This window comes from Kocuria tytonicola (assembly GCF_003687175.1).
Classification (GTDB): domain Bacteria; phylum Actinomycetota; class Actinomycetes; order Actinomycetales; family Micrococcaceae; genus Kocuria; species Kocuria tytonicola.
Window position 1 is genome coordinate 344,644 of record NZ_RDEX01000002.1, and the last position, 21,014, is coordinate 365,657.

Annotated in this window: 18 protein-coding genes; 15 read left to right on the forward strand and 3 right to left on the reverse strand. The window is 71.9% G+C overall.

Annotation, left to right across the window (positions count from 1 at the left end):
* Window positions 1-4: 4 nt before the first annotated feature.
* Window positions 5-2,557, forward strand: a complete 2,553-nt coding sequence (gene pheT / locus EAE32_RS09780; protein WP_121865014.1) for a phenylalanine--tRNA ligase subunit beta — start codon at window positions 5-7, stop codon at window positions 2,555-2,557.
* 27 nt (window positions 2,558-2,584) lie between these two features.
* Window positions 2,585-3,193 (forward strand): hypothetical protein, encoded by a 609-nt coding sequence (locus tag EAE32_RS09785; RefSeq protein ID WP_121845915.1) that lies wholly within the window; start codon window positions 2,585-2,587, stop codon window positions 3,191-3,193.
* 12 nt (window positions 3,194-3,205) lie between these two features.
* On the opposite strand, the gene EAE32_RS09790 is transcribed toward EAE32_RS09785, so the two are convergent.
* Window positions 3,206-4,180 (reverse strand): quinone oxidoreductase family protein, encoded by a 975-nt coding sequence (locus EAE32_RS09790; protein ID WP_121865015.1) that lies wholly within the window; start codon window positions 4,178-4,180, stop codon window positions 3,206-3,208.
* A 175-nt stretch (window positions 4,181-4,355) separates the two neighbouring features.
* Here EAE32_RS09790 and argC point away from each other — a divergent pair, with 175 nt between their 5' ends.
* The 6 genes from argC (at window position 4,356) to EAE32_RS09820 (ending at window position 10,415) form a co-directional block, all read left to right on the forward strand.
* Window positions 4,356-5,405: an N-acetyl-gamma-glutamyl-phosphate reductase gene (gene argC, locus EAE32_RS09795; RefSeq protein WP_121865016.1), complete on the forward strand. Its 1,050-nt coding sequence runs from the start codon at window positions 4,356-4,358 to the stop codon at window positions 5,403-5,405.
* A gap of 44 nt (window positions 5,406-5,449) precedes the next feature.
* Entirely contained in the window at window positions 5,450-6,685 is a 1,236-nt protein-coding gene (gene argJ / locus EAE32_RS09800; RefSeq protein ID WP_121865017.1) for a bifunctional glutamate N-acetyltransferase/amino-acid acetyltransferase ArgJ, read from the forward strand.
* A gap of 11 nt (window positions 6,686-6,696) precedes the next feature.
* Complete coding sequence (argB, locus tag EAE32_RS09805) at window positions 6,697-7,650, forward strand: acetylglutamate kinase (RefSeq protein ID WP_121845911.1); 954 nt, start codon at window positions 6,697-6,699, stop codon at window positions 7,648-7,650.
* The gene (locus tag EAE32_RS09810) at window positions 7,647-8,882 is read left to right on the forward strand and encodes an acetylornithine transaminase (protein ID WP_121865018.1); all 1,236 of its coding nucleotides are present in this window, start codon (window positions 7,647-7,649) and stop codon (window positions 8,880-8,882) included. The genes argB and EAE32_RS09810 overlap by 4 nt, the downstream gene beginning before the upstream one ends.
* Window positions 8,883-8,949: 67 nt before the next feature.
* Window positions 8,950-9,921, forward strand: coding sequence for an ornithine carbamoyltransferase (argF, locus tag EAE32_RS09815; RefSeq protein WP_121865019.1), 972 nt, complete (start codon window positions 8,950-8,952; stop codon window positions 9,919-9,921).
* Window positions 9,918-10,415: an arginine repressor gene (locus tag EAE32_RS09820; protein ID WP_121865020.1), complete on the forward strand. Its 498-nt coding sequence runs from the start codon at window positions 9,918-9,920 to the stop codon at window positions 10,413-10,415. The genes argF and EAE32_RS09820 overlap by 4 nt, the downstream gene beginning before the upstream one ends.
* A 56-nt stretch (window positions 10,416-10,471) precedes the next feature.
* Here the strand turns inward: EAE32_RS09820 and EAE32_RS09825 are convergent, their stop codons facing one another.
* On the reverse strand, window positions 10,472-10,903 hold the full coding sequence (locus EAE32_RS09825) for an ankyrin repeat domain-containing protein (RefSeq protein ID WP_121865021.1): 432 nt from the start codon (window positions 10,901-10,903) through the stop codon (window positions 10,472-10,474).
* 240 nt (window positions 10,904-11,143) lie between these two features.
* On the opposite strand from EAE32_RS09825, the gene EAE32_RS09830 reads away from it, so the two are divergent.
* The 7 genes from EAE32_RS09830 to tyrS all read left to right on the forward strand — a co-directional run bounded on the left by EAE32_RS09830 (window position 11,144) and on the right by tyrS (window position 20,513).
* Window positions 11,144-12,658 carry a long-chain-fatty-acid--CoA ligase gene (locus tag EAE32_RS09830; RefSeq protein ID WP_121865022.1) on the forward strand — a complete coding sequence of 505 codons (1,515 nt, stop codon included), beginning with the start codon at window positions 11,144-11,146 and terminating at the stop codon, window positions 12,656-12,658.
* A gap of 82 nt (window positions 12,659-12,740) precedes the next feature.
* Window positions 12,741-13,946 (forward strand): argininosuccinate synthase, encoded by a 1,206-nt coding sequence (locus EAE32_RS09835; protein WP_121845905.1) that lies wholly within the window; start codon window positions 12,741-12,743, stop codon window positions 13,944-13,946.
* 149 nt (window positions 13,947-14,095) lie between these two features.
* Complete coding sequence (argH, locus tag EAE32_RS09840; protein ID WP_121865023.1) at window positions 14,096-15,541, forward strand: argininosuccinate lyase; 1,446 nt, start codon at window positions 14,096-14,098, stop codon at window positions 15,539-15,541.
* Window positions 15,538-16,248 carry a DNA-3-methyladenine glycosylase gene (locus EAE32_RS09845; RefSeq protein ID WP_121845903.1) on the forward strand — a complete coding sequence of 237 codons (711 nt, stop codon included), beginning with the start codon at window positions 15,538-15,540 and terminating at the stop codon, window positions 16,246-16,248. Before argH ends, EAE32_RS09845 begins: the two co-directional genes overlap by 4 nt.
* A gap of 39 nt (window positions 16,249-16,287) precedes the next feature.
* Entirely contained in the window at window positions 16,288-16,815 is a 528-nt protein-coding gene (locus EAE32_RS09850) for an adenine phosphoribosyltransferase (RefSeq protein WP_121845902.1), read from the forward strand.
* 70 nt (window positions 16,816-16,885) lie between these two features.
* On the forward strand, window positions 16,886-19,189 hold the full coding sequence (locus EAE32_RS09855; RefSeq protein WP_121865024.1) for a HelD family protein: 2,304 nt from the start codon (window positions 16,886-16,888) through the stop codon (window positions 19,187-19,189).
* Between the two features lie 13 nt (window positions 19,190-19,202).
* Window positions 19,203-20,513: a tyrosine--tRNA ligase gene (tyrS, locus tag EAE32_RS09860; RefSeq protein ID WP_121845916.1), complete on the forward strand. Its 1,311-nt coding sequence runs from the start codon at window positions 19,203-19,205 to the stop codon at window positions 20,511-20,513.
* Between the two features lie 317 nt (window positions 20,514-20,830).
* Here tyrS and EAE32_RS11900 read toward each other — a convergent pair.
* A partial coding sequence (locus EAE32_RS11900; protein ID WP_207803882.1) for a hypothetical protein occupies window positions 20,831-21,014 on the reverse strand: 184 nt, incomplete at its 5' end.

Sequence of the window (21,014 nt, forward strand, 5' to 3'; positions counted from 1 at the left end):
AGCAATGCGTATTCCTTTGTCATGGCTGCGCGAGTACGCGCCCGTCCCCGAGGACGCGACCGCCGAGGACGTGCTGGCCACCCTGGTCAAGGTCGGGCTGGAGGAGGAGGACGTCCACCGTCCCACCGACTCCCTGTCCGGGCCCATCGTCGTGGGCCAGGTGCTCACCATGGAGCCCGAGACCCACTCCAACGGCAAGACCGTGAACTGGTGCTCCGTGCGCGTGGTTCCCGAGGGGCAGGAGCAGACGCTCACGGGCAAGGGCATCGACCCCTCCGGTGTGCAGGGCATCATCTGTGGTGCCCACAACTTCTCGGTCGGGGACAAGGTCGTCGTCACCCTGCCCGGCGCGGTGCTGCCCGGTGACTTCCGGATCTCTGCGCGCAAGACCTACGGCCACACCTCCGCGGGCATGATCGCCTCCGTGCGCGAGCTCGGCATCGGGGAGGACCACGACGGCATCCTGGTGCTCTCGCGCCTCGGCCTGGACCCCGAGGTGGGCTCCGACGCCATGGAGCTGCTGGGTCTCTACGACTCCGCCGCCGAGGTCAACGTGACCCCGGACCGCGGCTACGCGTTCTCCCTGCGCGGCATTGCCCGCGAGTACTGCAACGCGGTGCGCGCGCCCTTCACGGACCCGGTCGAACAGCTCGCCCCCACGGTCCCCGCACCCACCCAGGACGGCTTCCCGGTCACGGTCGACGACGCCGCCCCCGTGCGCGGGCGCGCCGGGTGCAACCGGTTCGCGACGCGCACCGTGGAGGGCGTGGACCCGTCCCGGCCCACCCCGCCCTGGCTGGCCTCCCGGCTGCGGCTCGCCGGCATCCGCTCCGTGAGCCTGCCCGTGGACATCTCCAACTACGTGATGCTCGAGTACGGCCAGCCCATCCACACCTACGACGCGGACAGCGTGCAGGGCGGGATCACCGTGCGCCGGGCCGCCGCGGGTGAGAATCTCACCACGCTGGACGGCAGGGACCGCGCGCTGGACGCCGAGGACCTCGTGATCGCGGACGACTCCGGCGCCATCGGGCTCGCGGGCGTCATGGGAGGCGCCGCCACCGAGGTGGGGGAGTCCACCACCCGCATCCTGGTGGAGGCCGCACGCTTCGACGAGGTCTCGGTCGCGCGCACCGCGCGCCGCCACAAGCTGCCCTCGGAGGCCTCCAAGCGCTACGAGCGCGGGGTGGACCCGCAGCTCGCACCGGTGGCCGCGCAGCGCGTGGTGGACCTGCTCGTGGAGCTGGCCGGCGGCACCGACACCGGTCGGGTCACGGACGTGGACCACACTGACGCCCCCGCGCCGATCGAGCTCCCCGCGGGATACCCCACCGCGCGCGTGGGCGTGGACTACTCGCCGGAGGTCGTCGAGCGCACGCTCACAGCCATCGGTGCGGACGTCACGGAGACCGCCGACGGCTGGACCGTGACCCCGCCGTCCTGGCGCCCCGACCTCACGGAGAAGGAGGACCTGGTCGAGGAGATCGCCCGCCTCGACGGCTACGACCGGATCCCGGACCGGCTGCCCGTTGCCCCACCGGGCCGCGGGTTCACGCGCTCGCAGACCGCGCGACGCCGCGTGGCCAACACCCTCGTGGCGGCCGGTCTGACCGAGGTGCTCAGCTACCCGTTCGTCTCCCAGGCGGAGAACGACCTCTGGAGCAGCGCTGACGGCTCCCACGTGCCGTCCGTCAAGCTGGCCAACCCCATCAGCGAGGCCCGGCCCCTGCTGCGCACGAGCGTGCTGCCCGGGCTCGTGGAGGTGCTCAAGCGCAACCACGCGCGCGGCTTCCGCGACCTCGCGCTGTACGAGATCGGCCACGTGTTCCTGGCGGATTCCCACACGGCGGACACGCAACCCGTCCCGCCGCTGGGCGTGCGTCCCGGGGACGAGGAGCTCTCACGGCTCCATGCCGCCGTGCCCGCGCAGCCGCGCAAGCTCGCGGCCGTGCTCACCGGCCACGACACCGCGGCCGGTCCGTGGGTCGCTCCGCGGGCCCTGGACTGGCAGGACGCCCTGGACGTTGCCGCGCTGGCGGCGCGCAGCGTGGGCGTGGAGCTGCGGGTCACGCAGGGCCAGCACGCGGCGTTCCACCCCGGACGCACCGCGCGGCTGAGCACGGCCGACGGCGCGGTGATCGGCGTGGCCGGCGAGCTGCATCCCCAGCTCGTGGCCTCGCAGGGTCTCCCCGAGCGGACGTGTGCGGTGGAGCTGGACCTGTCCGCCCTGCTAGACCGGGAGCCCTCGGCCGTCGCGGCGCAGCCGATCTCCGGCTACCCCGCGGCCACCCAGGACGTGGCACTCGTGGTGCCCTCCGAGGTTGCCGCCGCGGACCTGCTGGACACCGTGCGCCGCGGCGCGGGTGAGCTGCTGGAGTCCGCGGAGATCTTCGACGTGTACGCGGGCAAGGGCATCCCGGAGGGCGACAAGTCCGTGGCCATCGCCCTGCGCTTCCGCGCCCCGGACCGCACGCTCACTGCGGACGAGGCCTCCGAGGCGCGCGAGGCCGCGGTGGCCGCTGCACGCCGGGAGCACGGCGCCGAGATCCGCTCCTGATCCCCTTCCCCCACCACGAGGAGCACCGTGCCCCACGATTCCCCCGAACTCATCGACTTCCACGAGCAGCAGGACGAACGTGCTCCCGCGTCCCGGGGGTGGACGATCGTGCTCGTCGTCCTGGTGGGTGCCGTGGTGAGTCTGGTGCTGGGGCTGCTGTCCGCCCTGTCCTTCGAGAAGGCCTCCCACCTCGAGGACTGGGCGGGGGAGTCCATGGTGGTCTCCGGGACGTACCAGACCCTCACCAAGGACCTGGACACCCGGGACTACAACGGGATCTACTCGGGCGTGATGCCCCGGAACGACCTGGTGGAGAAGTACCCCTTCGACAACCGGCTCAACGACCCGGTGAAGAAGGCCGAGGGGGACCAGATCACGTTCCGGGGCACCCAGACCGGTGTGCAGGACTCCGACTTCCCCCGGGAGGTGCACGCCCTGCTCGCCGTCCGGCACGGGAAGCTCACGGTGGTGGAGACGGACGAGCCCGGCAGCTACGGCACGGACGGGGTCACGGACTCCACGGTCACGGGCCAGCGGGTCAAGGCCGGTGCGTGGGCGGTCGCGGCGCTGCTCTGTGCAGGCCTCACGGTGTGGGGCGTGCGGCGCGTGCACCACTCGGTCCGCGCGGACGTCTGAGCCCAGCGGGGGTCACGGGATCAGCAGCAGCTTGCCCTGCGTGGCCCGGGACTCCAGGTCGCGGTGGGCCGCGGCGGCGTCGGCCAGGGGATAGGTGCCGCCCACGCGGACGGTCAGGGCGCCGTCGCCCACCGCGTCCACGAGGTCGCGCCAGCGCCACTGCCGCTCCTCGGCGTCGCGCGTGTAGTGCGCGAGCGACGGGCGGGTGACGTACAGCCCGCCCTCGCTGTTGAGGCGCTGCAGGTCGAACGGTGGCACCTGCCCGGAGGCGCCGCCGAAGAGCACCGTGGTGCCCCGCACCCGTGTGGCCTTCAGGGACGCGTCGAAGGTGGCACGGCCCACGGAGTCGTAGACCACGTCCGCCCCCGCGCCGTCGGTCAGCTCACGCACGCCGGAGGCGAAGTCCTCGTAGGGCAGCACGTGGTCCGCCCCGAGCCCGCGGGCCGTCTCCGCCTTCTCCGGGGTGGACGTGAGCGCGATCACCGTGGCCCCCACCGGCTTCATGAGCTGGATGGCCAGGCCGCCCACACCGCCGGAGGCCGCCGTGATCACCGCCGTGTGCCCGGGACCCACGGGGAACGTGGAGCGCACCAGGTAGTGGGCCGTGAGTCCCTGCAGGGGCAGGGCGGCCGCCACGCGGGGGTCCATGTCCGCGGGCACGGGCAGTGTCCTGTCCGCGTCCACCAGGAAGTGCTCCGCATAGGTGCGCGAGGCCTCGGCCGTGGCAATGCGCTGGCCCACGGCCACCTCCGTGACGTCCGCGCCCACGGCCACCACCTCGCCGCAGCCCTCGGTTCCGGGGACGAACGGGTAGGAGACCGGGTAGACGCCCGCCCGCTGGTAGGTCTCGATGAAGTTCACGCCCGTGGCCTCCGTGCGCACGAGCACCTGCCGCGGGCCCGGCTCGGGGACGTCCTGCGTGCCGACGCGCAGCACGTCCGGTCCTCCGGCCCGTTCCGCCGAGATGACCTGCATGGTCTCGTTCATGGGTGCGCTCCTCCGGTGGGCGGGGTGGTGTGACCCGACCAGTGTCGCTCCGCGCGGTCGCTCGGGCCAAGCGGAGGCGCCGGGATGCGCCGCACGGTTGACTGGTGCCGGCGCGTCCAACTGGGCAATGAATAAATATCGGGTGGCATGCATAGAAATACGCTATGGTGGAGCCATGACCTACACCGCAGCCGTCTCAGGGGCCACCGGATACGCCGGGGGCGAGGTGCTCCGCCTGCTGTGCGGGCACCCCGACATCGAGATCACCACCGTGGCCGCGCACTCCTCGGCCGGTCGCCGTCTCGGTGAGCTCCAGCCCCACCTGCACGCTCTCGCGGACCGCACCGTCGTGGACACCACGGCGGAGAACCTCGCGGGCCACGACGTCGTGTTCCTCGCGCTGCCGCACGGCCAGTCCGCGGCGGTGGCGGCCGCGCTGCCCGAGGGCACCGTGGTCGTGGACGCCGGGGCGGACCACAGGCTCACGTCCGCGAGCGCGTGGGAGAAGTTCTACGGCACCGAGCACGCGGGCACGTGGCCCTACGGGCTGCCCGAGCTCGTCACGGACCCCCGGGGCGGCAAGCAGCGGGAGGCCCTGCGCGGTGCCACACGGATCGCCGTGCCCGGCTGCTACCCCACAGGGTCCCTGCTCGCCCTCGCCCCGGCGCTCGCCGCGGGCCTCGTGGCCCCGCAGGACCTCGTGGTCGTCTCCGCCTCCGGGACCTCGGGCGCTGGCAAGGCGGCCAAGCCGCACCTGCTGGGGGCGGAGACCATGGGCGGCATGTCCCCGTACGGTGTGGGTGGCGGGCACCGTCACACCCCCGAGATCGAGCAGGGGCTCGCCGCGGCGGGCGGACAGGACGTGACCCTGTCCTTCACCCCCACCCTGGCCCCCATGCCGCGCGGCATCCTCACCACGGCCACGGCCGTCCTGCGCCTCGGCATCGACGACGCCCGCGTGCGCGAGGTCTACGACGCCGCCTACGGGGACGAGCCGTTCGTGCACGTCCTGCCGGAGGGGCAATGGCCCACCACCAAGTCGGTCCAGGCGTCCAACCACGTGGCCCTGCAGCTCGCGGTGGACCACCACGCCGGGCGGCTCGTGGTGAGCACGGTCCTCGACAACCTCACCAAGGGGACGGCGGGTGCTGCGGTGCAGTCCCTCAACCTGGCTCTCGGGCTGCCGGAGACCACGGGTCTCACGGGCCAGGGGATCGCCCCGTGACCGGCGTCCACCACCCCGTCCCGTCGTCCCGAACAGGAGCAGACATGACAGAGATTCCCTCCGCCGCCGCAGGACCCGGCGACCGCGGCCCCGTCCACACGGTGCCGGTGTCCACCGAGGCCGGCGTGTGCGCCGCCGCGGGATTCACCGCGGCCGGTGTTGAGGCGGGGTTCAAGAAGTCCGGCGGCACGGACCTCGCCCTCGTGGTGAACAACGGCCCGGAGCACGCCGTCGCCGCGCAGTTCACTTCCAACCGCGTGGCGGCCGCGCCCGTGCACTGGTCCCGCGAAGTGGCCCGGCAGGGCAACGCCCGCGCCGTGGTGCTCAACTCCGGGGGGGCGAACGCGTGCACGGGCCCGGAGGGGTTCCAGAACGCCCACACCACCGCGGAGCTCGTGGCGCAGGGACTGGGGATCGGCGCCGGGGACGTGCTCGTGTGCTCCACGGGCCTGATCGGGGAGCAGCTGCCCATGGACGTCGTGCGCCGCGGCGTCCCGGAGGCGGTGGCCGCGCTCGCCGCAGGACAGCAGGCAGGGCTGTCCGCAGCCACGGCGATCATGACCACGGACACGGTCCCCAAGCAGGCCTGCGCGGGCGGCTCCGGCTGGACCGTCGGTGGCATGGCCAAGGGTGCGGGGATGCTCGCGCCGGGGCTGGCCACCATGCTGGTGGTGCTCACCACGGACGCACTGCTGCCCGCCGACTCCCTGTCCGCGGCCCTGGGCCAGGCGTGCCGGGTGACGTTCAACCGCACGGACTCGGACGGCTGCATGTCCACCAACGACACCGTGGTGCTCATGGCCTCCGGGGCGTCCGGGCGGGTGCCCGAGCAGGAGGAGTTCACCCGCGCGCTGACCGCCGTGTGCCACAGCCTGGCCCAGCAGCTCATCACGGATGCCGAGGGAGCCGCGCACGACATCGCCGTCACCACGGTGGGCGCGGCCACCGAGACCGAGGCGGAGGACGTCTCCCGCGCCGTCGCCCGCTCCAACCTGTTCAAGACCGCGGTCTTCGGCAACGACCCGAACTGGGGCCGGGTGCTCTCCGCGGTGGGCACCACGCAGGCGCAGTTCGACCCGGACCGCCTGGACGTCACGATCAACGGCGTGACCGTGTGCCGCAACGGCGCCATCGGGGACCCGCGCGAGGGCGTGGACCTCGCGGCGTCGCGCGCGGTGGACGTCGAGATCGACCTCAAGACCGGGGACGCACGGGCCACCGTGTGGACCAACGACCTCACCCACGACTACGTCGAGGAGAACAGCGCCTACTCCAGCTAGCGCGCCACACCATGTCACGACTCAGCGACAGCACCAGGTACGAGACGGCCCGCACCAAGGCCGAGACCCTCATGGAGGCCCTGCCGTGGATCCAGCGCTACGCCGGCTCCACCATGGTCTTCAAGTACGGCGGCAACGCCATGGTCAACGACGATCTGCGCCGCGCGTTCGCGCAGGACATCGTCTTCCTGCGCCACGTGGGCATCCGCCCGGTCGTGGTCCACGGCGGCGGCCCGCAGATCAGCACGATGCTCGACTCCCTGGGCATCCACTCCGAGTTCCGCGACGGGCTGCGGGTGACCTCCGAGGCGGCCATGAGCGTGATCCGCATGGTGCTCACCGGCCAGGTGGGCCGGGAGCTCGTGGGCCTGATCAACGCCCACGGCCCCTACGCGGTGGGCATGTCGGGCGAGGACGCCGGACTGCTGCAGGCGCGGCGCGTGCGCACGGGCTCCGACGGCGCCCCGCTGGACCTCGGTCTCGTGGGCACCGTCACGCGGGTCAACACGGCCGCGGTCGAGCAGCTGCTGGACATCGGCAAGATCCCGGTGATCGCCTCGGTCGCCCCCGAGCTCGCGGAGACGGACGACGACGCCGCGGCGGGCCTCGGCGCGCTCACGGGCCAGGTGCTCAACGTCAACGCGGACACCGCCGCCGCGGAGGTCGCCGTGGCCCTGGGGGCGGAGAAGTTCGTGGCGCTCACGGACGTGGAGGGCCTCTACGCGAACTGGCCGGACCGCTCGTCGCTGATCTCCTCCCTGACCGCGGGGGAGCTGCGGGAGATGCTGCCCGCGCTCGAGGCGGGGATGATCCCCAAGATGCGTGCGGCCCTGCGCGCCGTGGAGGGCGGGGTGCCGCGCGCGAGCATCGTGGACGGGCGCTCGCCGCACTCGTCCCTGCTGGAGATCTTCACGGACACGGGGATCGGAACGGAAGTCGCACCGGACGGGGAGGACCGCGCATGAGTCACCAGGACGATCTGCTGGAGCAGTACCGGGACAACCTCCTGGGGGTGTTCGGGGATCCCTCGCTCGTGCTCGTCTCGGGGGAGGGCTGCCACGTCACGGACGCGAACGGCACCCGCTACCTGGACCTGCTCGCGGGCATCGCCGTGAACGCGCTGGGCCACGCGCACCCCGCGTGGGTGCGCGCCGTGTCGGAGCAGGCGGGGCGCCTCGCGCACATCTCCAACCTGTTCACGTCCCCGGGCAGCATCGAGCTGGCCCGCCGCCTCACCGAGGTCACGGGGGCACCGGAGGGCTCCCACGTGTTCTTCGCGAACTCCGGCTCGGAGGCGAACGAGGCCGCGTTCAAGCTGGCCCGCAGTCACGGCCGAGCCCACCCGGACGCGCACGGCCGGCCCCGGGAACGCGTGATCGCCCTCGAGCACGCGTTCCACGGCCGCACCATGGGCTCCCTCGCGCTCACGGCCAAGGAGGCCTACCGCGCACCGTTCGAACCCCTGCCGGGTGGCGTCACCCACGTGCCCGCCACGGCGGAGGCCCTCGACGCCGCGCTCGACGACACCGTGGCCGCGGTCTTCGTGGAACCCGTCCAGGGCGAGGCCGGCGTCCGCGGCCTGCCGGAGGGCTTCATCGCCCGCGCCCGGGAGCTCACGCGAGAGCGGGGCGTCCTGCTGGTGGTGGACGAGGTGCAGTCGGGGATGGGCCGCACCGGCGCGTGGCTCGCCGCCACGGCCCAGCTGCCCGCGGGAGAGTTCCCGGACGCGGTGACCCTTGCCAAGGGTCTCGGCGGCGGCTTCCCCGTGGGTGCCCTGCTGACCGCGGGCCCCGAGGTCTCGCAGCTGCTCACGGCGGGCCAGCACGGCACCACGTTCGGCGGCAACCCCCTGGCCGCGGCCGCGGGTCTCGCCACGCTCGAGACCATCGAGGCCGAGGGGCTGCTCGCCGGCGCGCGCACCGTGGGGGAGCACCTCGCCGCGCGGCTGCGGGCGGTGCCCGGCGTCGTCGAGGTGCGTCAGCACGGCCTGCTGCTGGGCGTGGACCTCGCGCAGCAGCACGCCGACGACGCCGTGGCCCCGCGTCTCGTGGCGGCCGCCCGGTCCGCGGGGTTCATCGTCAACGCCACGGGTCCGGCCACCGTGCGGCTCGCGCCGCCGCTGATCATCACCACCGCGGAGGTGGACACGTTCGCCGATGCGCTGCCCGGGCTGCTGGAGCAGTGCCGGTCCGCGTGAACGCATCCCCCTCACCGTACGAGCGACCCCGGCCCTCACCGGGCCGGCAACCGAAGGAGAACCCGGCGTGACGCGTCACTTCCTGGTCGACACCGACCTCACCCCCGACGAGCAGGCGAGCGTCCTGGACCTCGCCGCATCCCTCAAGGCGGACCGTTTCTCCCGCCGCCCGCTGGCCGGGCCCCAGACCGTGGGTGTGGTCTTCGACAAGACCTCCACGCGCACCCGCGTGTCCTTCGCCACCGGGGTCAGCGACCTCGGGGGCAGCCCCCTGATCATCAACCCGGGGGAGACGCAGCTGGGGCACAAGGAGAGCATTGCGGACAGCGCCCGCGTGTTCTCCCGCATGCTCGCCGCCGTGGTGTGGCGCACCTACGAGCAGGCGGGGCTGGAGGAGATGGCCGAGCACAGCACGGTGCCGGTGGTCAACGGCCTGTCCGACGACTACCACCCGTGCCAGATCCTCGCGGACCTGCTCACGCTCCGGGAGCACTTCGGGGACCTCGCGGGCCGCACGCTGGCGTACGTGGGGGACGCCGCGAACAACATGGCCAACTCCTACCTCCTGGGCTGCGCCACCGCCGGGATGCACGTGCGCGTGGCCGGACCGGAGGGGTACCTGCCGCGCGAGGACGTCGTGGCCGCAGCCCGGGAGCGTGCCGGGGCCACGGGCGGCTCGGTGCTCGTCACCACGGACGCGCGGGAGGCGCTCGCGGGCGCGGACGCCGTCGTGACGGACACGTGGGTGTCCATGGGGCAGGAGAGCGAGAAGGCGGAACGCACCGAGATCTTCGCGGCCTACTCCGTGACCGCCGAGGCGATGGCGCTCGCGGCCCAGGACGCCGTGTTCCTGCACTGCCTGCCCGCCTACCGGGGCCTGGAGGTGGCCGCGGAGGTCATCGACGGCCCGGCCTCGCTCGTGTGGGACGAGGCGGAGAACCGGCTGCACGCGCAGAAGGCGCTGCTCACGTTCCTCCTGGACTCCTCGGGGCTCTCGGCGGACCTGCCCGCGGCCCTCCGACGCGAGGGGACGCGATGAGCGGCATCCCCACCACCAAGACCGCGCGCCAGGCCCGGATCCTGGAGCTCGTGACCGGGGGAGACGTGCACTCGCAGGCGGAGCTCGCGGAGCTGCTCGCGGCGGACGGCATCCAGGTCACGCAGGCCACCCTCTCACGGGACCTCGTGGAGCTCGAGGCGGTGCGCGTGCGCTCCGAGCGCGGGGGAATGGTCTACGCGGTGCCGCGCGCGGGGGCGGACCGCTCGCCCGCGAGCGGCATCACGCGGGAGAGCACGGAGGCCAAGCTCGCCGCGCTGTGCCGCGAGCTGCTCGTGACCGCGGAGGGCAGCGCGAACCTCGTGATCCTGCGGACCCCGCCGGGGGCCGCACAGTACTTCGCCTCGGCGATCGACCACTCCGTGGACCCGGAGATCCTGGGCACCATCGCGGGCGACGACACCATCATGGTGGTCAGCCGCGACCCGCAGGGTGGCGCCGCGCTGGCCCAGCGGTTCCTGGACCTCGCGCGCTGAGCACGGCCCTCACGACGCCGCCGGGCCGGGTTCCCGGCACCGCGGCGGCGCCTGCGTCAGGCCTGACGGGTCTCGTAGCTCTCGAGCAGCGGCAGCAGGTGCTCCTGCCCGAAGACCTTCGCCACGTCCTGGGCGTGCTGGTGGCCCGTGCCCTGACCGGCGCCGGCCTCCAGCAGCGCCCGAGCGATCGGCTCGTTGCCACGGAACACCGCGCACACCAGGGCGGTGAAGCCCATGTCACTCACCCGCTCGGTGTCCGCACCCCGCGCGAGCAGCATGGCCACCGTCTCCTCCCGCTCGAGGTACGCGGCGAGGTTGAGCAGCGTGTCGCCCTTGTCGTTGGTGAGGTTCACGGGGACGCCGGCGTCGATCGCCGAGCTCAGCAGAGCGGTGTCACCGTTGCGGGCGGCGTCGAAGAGCGAGGCCACGTACGCGAGCTCCTCGTCGGTGAACCGGGGGGCCGTGGGTTCGTGGTGCGGGGTGGTCACGGAAACGTCCTTTCGGGCTGGGGTCGCGGCGGGGTGGCCCGCGTGACGGCTGATCTCGTGCCGGTCCGGGGACCGCTGGCACGCAGAGTCCGGGCCCGGCCGGGCCGGTGCCGTCCAGTCTCCCACGGGACCCGCGAGTAGGCCTTCTCCTGGCCGGGGGCGGGGCCCCGGAGGTTTGACTCGGATACCCGATACGGGCAGTATCACGTGGTAGAACTCACACATCTTCCTGGAGGATCCATGACCAACCTGGCCACCCTGCTCACCACGTCGGCCGCCCAGTACGCCTCCGAGCCGGCGGTCATCCTGGACGAGCTGCACCTGACCTACGGGCAGCTCGACGACCTCTCCGCGCGCGGTGCGGCGCTGCTCAAGGCCAACGGCATCCGGCCGGGGGACCGGGTGGCTCTGGTGCTGCCCAACGTTCCGCACATGGCGGTGCTGTACTACGCGATCCTGCGCGCCGGCGGTGTCGTGGTGCCGCTGAACCCGCTGCTCACCCCGCGGGAGCTGACCTACCACTTCCAGGACTCCGGGGCCACGTTCGTCCTGGCCTGGGAGGACATGGCCGAGGCGAGCCAGAAGGCCGCCGAGGAGGTCGAGGGGCTCAGCGTCCTGCCCATCAGTGCCCGCGGCACCGTGGGGCACCTGCAGTCCGTGGAGCCGGTCACGGAGGTGGTGGCGCGCGAGGACTCCGACACCGCCGTGCTGCTCTACACCTCGGGCACCACGGGGCGTCCCAAGGGTGCGGAGCTGACCCACCACAACCTGCGCACGAACGCGGAGGTCTCGGGGGAGCTGTTCGACCTGCACCACGGGGACGTGATGTTCGGAGGACTGCCCTTCTTCCACGTGTTCGGCCAGACCGTGGCGCTCAACGGGGTGATCTGCAGCGGCGCCGCCGTCACCCTGCTGCCCCGGTTCCACCCGGCCAAGGCGCTGGAGATCCTGCGCCGTGACGCGGTCACCATCTTCGCGGGCGTCCCCACCATGTACGTGGCACTGCTGCACCAGGCGGGCCAGGACTCGCAGGCGGTCGAGGGCATTGACCTGCGCGCGGGAGTCTCCGGCGGGTCCCCCATGCCCGTGGAGGTCATGGCCAAGTTCGAGAAGGTCTTCGACACCACCGTGTTCGAGGGCTACGGCCTGTCCGAGACCTCGCCGGTGGTCTGCTTCAACCAGCCGGGCGACGTGCGCAAGCCCGGCTCCATCGGCACCGCCGTGCGCGGTGCCGAGCTGCGCGTGGTCGACGGTGACGACCACGTGGTCCCCACCAACGAGGTGGGCGAGCTCGTGGTGCGCGGGCAGTACGTCATGAAGGGCTACTGGCACAAGCCGGAGGCCACGGAGGAGGCCATGCGCGGCGGCTGGTTCCACACCGGTGACATGGCGCGCCAGGACGAGGACGGCGCGTTCTTCATCGTGGACCGCAAGAAGGACATGATCCTGCGGGGCGGCTACAACGTGTACCCGCGGGAGGTGGAGGAGGTCATCTACCAGTTCCCGGGCGTGGTGGAGGCGGCCGTGGTGGGCGTCCCCAGCGAGAAGCACGGCGAGGAGGTGGGCGCCGTCGTGGTCTTCGAGTCCGGCGTGCTCGACTCCAGGGACCGCGAGGAGCTGACCCGGGAGCTGGACGCGTTCGTGCAGGAACGGGTGGCCAAGTACAAGTACCCCCGCATCTACCGCCTCACGGACGAGCTGCCCAAGGGCCCCACGGGCAAGATCCTCAAGCGCGAACTGACGCTCGATGCATAAATAATGACAGTTGTGTATAGTCATGCATGAAGCGCGGGCACGACCCGTGCAGTCAGTGTCGTAGAGCAGTTGGGAGAGCGCCGTGAGCGATCGGGTTGTACTGGCCTATTCGGGTGGACTGGACACGTCCGTGGCCATCGGGTGGATCGGTGAGGCCACCGGGGCCGAGGTGATCGCCGTGGCCGTGGACGTCGGCCAGGGCGGCGAGGACCTGGAGACCATCCGCCAGCGGGCGCTGGACTGCGGTGCCGTGGAGGCCTACGTGGCGGACGCCCGGGACGAGTTCGCCACCGAGTACTGCATGCCCGCCCTGAAGGCCAACGGCCTGTACATGGACTCGTACCCGCTCGTCTCGGCGGTCTCCCGCCCGGTGATCGTCAAGCACCTCGTGCAGGCGGCGCAGCAGTTCGGCGCCACCACGGTGGCCCACGGCTGCACGGGCAAGGGCAACGACCAGGTCCGCTTCGAGGTGGGCATCCAGACGCTCGGCCCGGACCTCAAGTGCATCGCCCCGGTGCGGGACCTCGCGCTGACCCGTGAGAAGGCCATCTCCTACGCGGAGAAGAACAGCCTCCCGATTGCCACCACCAAGAAGAACCCGTTCTCGATCGACCAGAACGTGTGGGGTCGTGCCGTGGAGACGGGCTTCCTGGAGGACATCTGGAACGGGCCCACCAAGGACGTGTACGACTACACGGACGACCCCACGTTCCCGCCCGCCGCGGACGAGGTGGTCATCACCTTCGAGAAGGGTGTCCCCGTGGCCCTCGACGGCAAGCCCGTGACCCCGCTGCAGGCCATCCAGGAGATGAACCGCCGTGCCGGTGCCCAGGGCGTCGGACGCATCGACATCGTGGAGGACCGTCTCGTGGGCATCAAGTCCCGTGAGATCTACGAGGCCCCGGGTGCCATGGCCCTGATCGCCGCGCACCGGGAGCTGGAGAACGTGACGGTCGAGCGCGAGCAGGCCCGCTTCAAGAAGACCGTGGGCCAGCGCTGGACCGAGCTCGTGTACGACGGCCAGTGGTTCTCCCCGCTGAAGAAGTCCCTGGACGTGTTCATCGAGGACACCCAGACCTACGTCAACGGCGACATCCGCATGGAGCTGCACGCGGGCCGCGCCACCGTGACCGGGCGGCGCTCGGAGACGGGGCTGTACGACTTCAACCTGGCCACCTACGACGAGGGCGACTCGTTCGACCAGTCCAACGCCCGCGGCTTCATCGAGCTGTTCGGCATGTCCTCCAAGGTCGCCTCCCGCCGCGAGCAGGGACTCGCCGGGAACTGATCGCCTCCGGCCGCGCGGCACCGCGGCCACCCGCCACCACGGCGGTCCACGACGGCCGGGCTCCTAGACTGGGGCCCGGCCGTTCACTGCGCCGGGCGCCGTCGTCCCCGGCCGCACGCACCACCCAGCACACGTCAGCGAGGAGCACCATGGCCCAGCACGAGCAGCACGGAACCAACGAGGGCGCCCTGTGGGGCGGTCGCTTCGCCGGGGGACCGGCGGATGCGCTCGCGGAGCTGAGCCGCTCCACCCAGTTCGACTGGCGGCTCGCGCCGTACGACATCGCCGGTTCCCGCGCCCACGCCCGGGTCCTGCACACCGCGGGCCTGCTGGACGAGGCCGAGCTGGCGGGAATGCTCCAGGCCCTGGACCGGCTCGAGGCGGACGTGCGCAGCGGGGCCTACGCGCCCGCACCCTCGGACGAGGACGTCCACGGCTGCCTCGAGCGGGGGCTCATCGAGCGGGCCGGACCGCAGCTGGGCGGCAAGCTGCGCGCGGGCCGCTCCCGCAACGACCAGATCGCCACCCTCGGACGGATGTACCTGCGGGACCACGCCGCGGTCATCGCCCGCAACCTGCTGGACGTCGTGACTGCGCTCGTGGAGCAGGCGCGCCGGCACCCGAACGCCCCCATGCCCGGGCGCACGCACCTGCAGCACGCACAGCCCGTCCTGCTGTCCCACCACCTGCTCGCGCACGCGTGGGCCGTGCTGCGCGATGTCCAGCGGCTCGTGGACTGGGACCGGCGCGCGGCCGTCTCCCCCTACGGCTCCGGGGCGCTCGCAGGCTCCTCGCTCGGACTGGACCCGAACGCCGTCGCCGCGGAGCTGCGCTTCGACTCCGCCGTCCACAACTCGATCGACGGCACCGCCTCCCGCGACGTCTACGCCGAGTTCGCGTGGGTGTGCGCCATGGCCGCGGTGGACGTCTCCCGCATGAGCGAGGAGGTCACCACGTGGGCCACCAAGGAGTTCTCGTTCGTCACCCTGGACGACGCCTACTCCACGGGCTCGTCGATCATGCCCCAGAAGAAGAACCCGGACGTCGCGGAGCTCGCCCGGGGCAAGGCGGGGCGGCTCATCGGGGACCTCACGGGGCTGCTCGCCACGCTCAAGGGGCTGCCGCTCGCGTACAACCGGGACCTGCAGGAGGACAAGGAGCCGGTCTTCGACGCGATCGACCAGCTCGAGGTGCTGCTGCCGGCCGTGGCCGGGATGATGGGCACGCTCCAGTTCCACACCGAGCGGCTCGCCGAGCTCGCACCCCAGGGCTTCGCGCTCGCCACGGACGTGGCCGAGTGGCTCGTGCGCCAGGGCGTCCCGTTCCGCGAGGCCCACGAGATCTCCGGTGCGGCCGTGCGGGTCTGCGAGGAGCAGGGCGTGGAGCTGTGGGACCTCACGGACGAGCAGTTCGCGGCCATCTCCCCGCACCTCACCCCGGGCGTGCGCGAGGTGCTCACGGTGGCCGGTTCGTTGGCCTCCCGAGGCTCGCAGGGTGGGACGGCTCCCGAGGCCGTCCAGCGACAGCTGGCCGAGCTCGAGCGCCAGCTCGCCGAGGTGGCGCAGTTCGCGCACCGTGAGCCCGTGGTCTCGTGACGGTCCCGCTCCACGACCTGCTGCTCGCCCCGGCGCCCGACGTCGCTCCCCGCCTGCTCGACGCCGTGCTGGTCTGCGCGCGGGAGGGCGGGACGGTGGCGCTGCGGCTCACGGAGCTGGAGGCGTACGGGGGACAGCACGACTCGGACCTGCCGGACCCCGGGGCCCACACCTACCGGGGACGCACCGCCCGCAACGCGTCCATGTTCGGCCCTCCCGGCCACGTCTACGTCTACTTCACGTACGGGTTGCACCACGCCGTGAACTTCGTGTGCCGCCCCGAGGGCACCGGGGGCGGAATCCTCATCCGCGCCGGGGAGGTGGTCCTGGGGGAGGAGACCGCCACGCGGCGTCGGCTCACCACCCGCAGCACGGTGCCGCCCTTCGCGGGGCTCGCACGCGGCCCGGGCAACGCGGCCCAGGCCCTCGGTCTGGACCGGGAGGACGACGGCGCCACCCTCCTGGACCTCGGTGCGGCACGGGATCCGGTGGCGCGGGCCCGTGAGGAGGTCGACTCCCGGACGCAGCTGCCCTGGACAGGACTCGTGCTGCCCGAGGAGGCCGCGGGCGACGTCGTCGTGACCGCACGCACGGGTGTCTCCGGGGAGGGCGGGACGGACGCGTTCCCGTGGCGCTTCGCGCTGCGCGGGGACCCCACGGTCTCCCCGTACCGCAAGGCCGCCGTGAAGCGGCGCCGGACGCGGTAGGACGCACGCGGGAGGCGGCGCCGCGGATACCATGGGCGGGTGACTGAATCCGTGGAGCAGATGATCGACCGGTTGTGCGCCAAGATCCCGGACCACCCCGAACCGGGGGTGCTGTTCCGTGACCTCACCCCGCTGTTCGCGGACGGGCCCGGTTTCCACCGCACGGTGGACGCCCTCGTGGACGCCTTCGCCGGGCAGTACGACTGCGTGGCCGGGGTGGAGGCCCGTGGGTTCATGATCGCCGCGGCCGTCGCCTACGCCTCCGGCGCGGGGATCATCCCCGTGCGCAAGGCGGGCAAGCTGCCGCGCGAGACCATCTCCCAGGGCTACGACCTCGAGTACGGCACCGGGACCCTGGAGATCCACACCGACGACGCACCGCGCGGCTCCCGCGTGCTCGTGCTGGACGACGTCCTGGCCACGGGCGGCACGCTCGGTGCGGCGGCCTCCCTGCTCACCCGCGGCGGGTACAACGTCGCCGGGTTCGGCGTCATCATGGAGCTCACCGCCCTGCGCGGGCGCGCCCAGCTCGGGGGACACCGCGTGCGCGCCCTGCTGCGGGTCTGAGCCGCGTCCTCGTCCCGTGCGGGCGGTAGGATGGGCGATCGCCGGTTGAGCCGCCGGCACCGTCGGCAGTGTGCGTGAGGTGAAGTGCGTGGAGGGATCCGCATCCGTGGGAGAGTCCGGTCAGCTCGAGCTGGAGCGCCGCTACGTGGCCGGGGCCTACGCCCGGCTGGACGAGCTGCGGCGGCTCAGCGAGGACGAACTGCGCCGCGTGCGCACCACCCAGTTCGGCGGCGGGCACCAGGCGCGCTCGGAGCGTGACGCGTTCGCCACCCACTACGAGGACCGTCTCGCCCAGCTCAACGCCGTGGACGAGCGGCTCGTCTTCGGCCGGCTGGACACCGGCAACGGCGAACGCCACTACGTGGGGCGGCTCGGACTCGCCACGGAGGACCACCGGCGCCTCGTCCTGGACTGGCGCGCCCGCGAGGCCGCCGCCTTCTACCAGGCCACGGCCGCCACCCCCATGGAGGTCGTGCGCCGCCGCCACCTCATCATGGACGGGCGGGAGGTCACCGCGCTCGAGGACGACGTCCTCCACGCGGACGCCGTGCCCGAGAACGAGGTCGTCCACGGTGAGGGCGCCCTGATCGCGGCCCTGAACTCCGAGCGCACCGGGCGCATGACGGACATCGTGGCCACCATCCAGGCCGAGCAGGACCGCATCATCCGCGCGCCGCTGTCCGGGGTGCGCGTAGTGCAGGGCGGACCGGGCACCGGCAAGACCGCCGTGGCGCTGCACCGTGCCGCGTTCCTGCTCTACGAGCACCGCGAGCGGCTGGCCAAGTCCGGCGTGCTCATCGTCGGACCCTCCTCCTCCTTCCTCTGGTACATCGAGCGCGTTCTGCCCGCCCTGGGCGAGACCGGCGTGGTGATGTCCTCGCTCGCGGACCTCTACCCGGGCGTCCACGGTGCCGTGGAGACCGATCCCTGGGTCACCCGCTGGAAGTCCGGGCTGCACATGGTGGATGTGGTGGCCCGCGCCGTCGCGGACCGGCAGAAGGTGCCGCAGCGCTCGCAGTGGCTCACCGTGGACGGGCACCGCATCAAGCTCTCCCGCTCGCTCGTGCGGCGGGCCCGCGAACGCGCGCGCGCCACCGGCAAGCCCCACAACGAGGCCCGTGAGACGTTCGTCAAGGTGGTCATCAAGGAGCTCGCGCAGAACCTGGGGCAGGAGCTCAACGAGAAGGCCGGCTCCACGATGGACCGCTCCTACCTTAAGGAGGACCTGCGGCAGTCCCGCGAGGTCCGGGTGGCGCTCAACCTGCTCTGGCTGCCCCTGACACCCCAGCAGCTCGTCTCGCAGCTCTTCGCCAAGGAGCACTACCTGCGCTCGGCCGCCCCGGAGCTGGACGACGCCCAGGTGGCCCGGCTGCTGCGCCCGGCGGACGCCCCGCTCACCGTGGCGGACGTCCCGCTGCTGGACGAGGCCGCCGAGCTGCTCGGCGACTTCGAGTCCGCCGGGATCAAGGTGCGCGGGGACCGCTCCCTGGAGGAGCGCAAGGCCCAGGAGTCCGCGCAGAAGGCGCTCGAGGCCATGGCCGAGGGCTTCGAGGACATCGGCGCGCAGGGCGTGGTCACGGTGGAGCAGCTCACCGCGTTCAACGCCGAGGCGCCGCACCGCATGACGGCGGCCGAGGCGGCGTCGTCGGACCGCACGTGGGCGTACGGGCACGTGGTGGTGGACGAGGCGCAGGAGCTCTCCGCCATGCAGTGGCGCGTCCTGATGCGCCGGTGCCCCCTGAAGTCCTTCACCGCGGTGGGGGACATCGCCCAGGCGGGCAGCGCGGGAGCCTCCCGCACGTGGGGAGAGGCCCTCGAGCCGTTCGTGGGGGACCGCTTCACGGTGGCGGAGCTCACCGTGAACTACCGCACCCCGCAGCCCATTGCCGACGCCGCGGCCCGCGTGGCGCGCGACGCCGGCCTGAGCGTCTCCGATCCCACGGCCGTGCGGGACGGCGAACCTCCTGCCGTCGTCGAGGTGGCGTCGGACGCCGAGGCCGTCGCGGCCGTGGTCGCCCGCGTGGGTGACGAGCTGGAGCGGTTGTCGGGGGGACTCGTGGGCGTGGTGTGCCCCGGGCGCCGAATCGGCGCGGTGGGCACCGCCCTGGACAGGGCGTTCCCCGGCCAGGTGGCCGCGGGCATGCGCAGCCTGGACCGGCGGATCATGCTCCTGACCCCGTGGGACGCCAAGGGTCTGGAGTTCGACTCCGTGGTGGTCGTGGAACCGGGGGAGATCTGCTCGGACCCCGCCGGTGGTGCCGGAAACCTCTACGTGGCGATGACCCGCCCCACCCAGCGGCTTCACCTCGTCGCGGCGCACGGGATACCGCGAGGACTCGGCACGGAACCCGGGGAGAGCGCCCCCGACGCCTGATAAATTGGTGGTCGTGTCAACCACCGATCTCAGCGCGCAGCACAACGACCCGTCCTTCACCTCTCTCTGGGAGGAGCTGAACTGGCGCGGTCTCATCCAGGTTTCCACGGACCCGGATGCTCTCCGCGCGGCCCTGGACGGTGAGCCCATCACGTACTACTGCGGGTTCGATCCCACGGCGTCCTCCCTGCACCTCGGACACCTGGTCCAGCTGCTGCTGCTGCGCCGGCTGCAGCTCGCCGGGCACCATCCCATTGGTCTCGTGGGCGGGTCCACGGGCCTGATCGGTGATCCCCGCCAGACCTCCGAGCGCGTCCTGAACTCCCGGGAGACCGTGGCCGAGTGGGTGGACCTGCTGCGCGAGCAGGTGCAGCGGTTCCTCTCCTTCGAGGGTGAGAACCCCGCTCGCATGGTCAACAACCTGGACTGGACGTCGCAGCTGTCCGCCATCGACTTCCTGCGGGACATCGGCAAGAACTTCCGCGTGGGCACCATGATCAAGAAGGACATCGTGGCCAAGCGCCTGAACTCGGAGGAGGGCATCTCCTACACCGAGTTCAGCTACCAGATCCTGCAGGGACTGGACTTCCTGAACCTGTACCGGCAGTACGGCTGCGTCCTGCAGACCGGCGGGTCGGACCAGTGGGGGAACCTGACCTCGGGCACGGACCTCGTCCGCAAGACCGAGGGTGCCACCGTCCACGCGATCGGCACGCCGCTGATCACCAACTCGGACGGCACCAAGTTCGGCAAGTCCGAGGGCAACGCCATCTGGCTCAACCCGGAGCTCACCTCGCCGTACGCGTTCTACCAGTTCTGGCTCAACACCGCGGACGCCGATGCGGTGGACCGGCTCAAGGTGTTCACCTTCCGCACCCGCGAGGAGATCGAGGAGCTGGGCCGGCTCACCGAGGCTGAGCCCCACCGCCGGGAGGCCCAGCGGGTCCTGGCCTCGGACGTGAACACGCTGGTCCACGGGGGCGAGGCAACACGCCAGGCCATCGAGGCCTCGGCGGCGGTCTTCGGTCGCGGATCGTTCGAGGACCTCGACGCCGCCACCCTCACCGCGGTCGCCGACGCGCTCCCGGGAACCACGGTCGCCACGGGGACGGATCTCAGCGTGGTGGACATGCTCGTTGCCACGGGACTCTCGGACTCCAAGTCCGCGGCCCGGCGCACTCTCAAGGAGGGTGGCGTGTCCGTCAACAACCACAAGGTGGCCGGGGAGGACGCGGTGATCTCCGCCCAGGACCTGCTGCACGGCCGGTTCGCGCTGCTGCGCCGCGGAAAGAAGAACCTCGCGGCCGTGACCGTCGCCCCCTGACGCCTCTCGCGCGGCGGACGGTGGACCTGTCCGCCGGTGTGTGGCCGGCGGCCACCGACACAGCGGTCCATCCATCGACACCCCAGGAGCCGGGATCTGCGCTTTGCGCGGGTACCGGCTCCTGTGTATTGTTTTCCGAGTCGCCGTGGCGAGGGTACCGGAAAGAACCGTCGCCGCGGGGTGACCAGCAAAGATCAGCCCGAGAGTTCGGACCTTGTTCATGCTATGGTTACCAAGTTCCTGATCGGGAGCGGGAGTCAGCGTGAGAAGTCAAGTTGACACGCCGAACCGAGAAGAACTAAGATCGACGAGTCGCTTCAGGGCAGGGCCGAGATGGCAAGCCCGAAAGTGACGATCACAACGAGATCCGCCGAGACGGCGTGGTCCGACAACCGATCGTGGTGGCCCTGTGGTGGGGAACCTCGATGTGGTGTGTTGTTTGTCAACTCAATAGTGTGTCTAGTTTGTTGATACCAAAGATTTTGATTGTTTTTGGTTGAT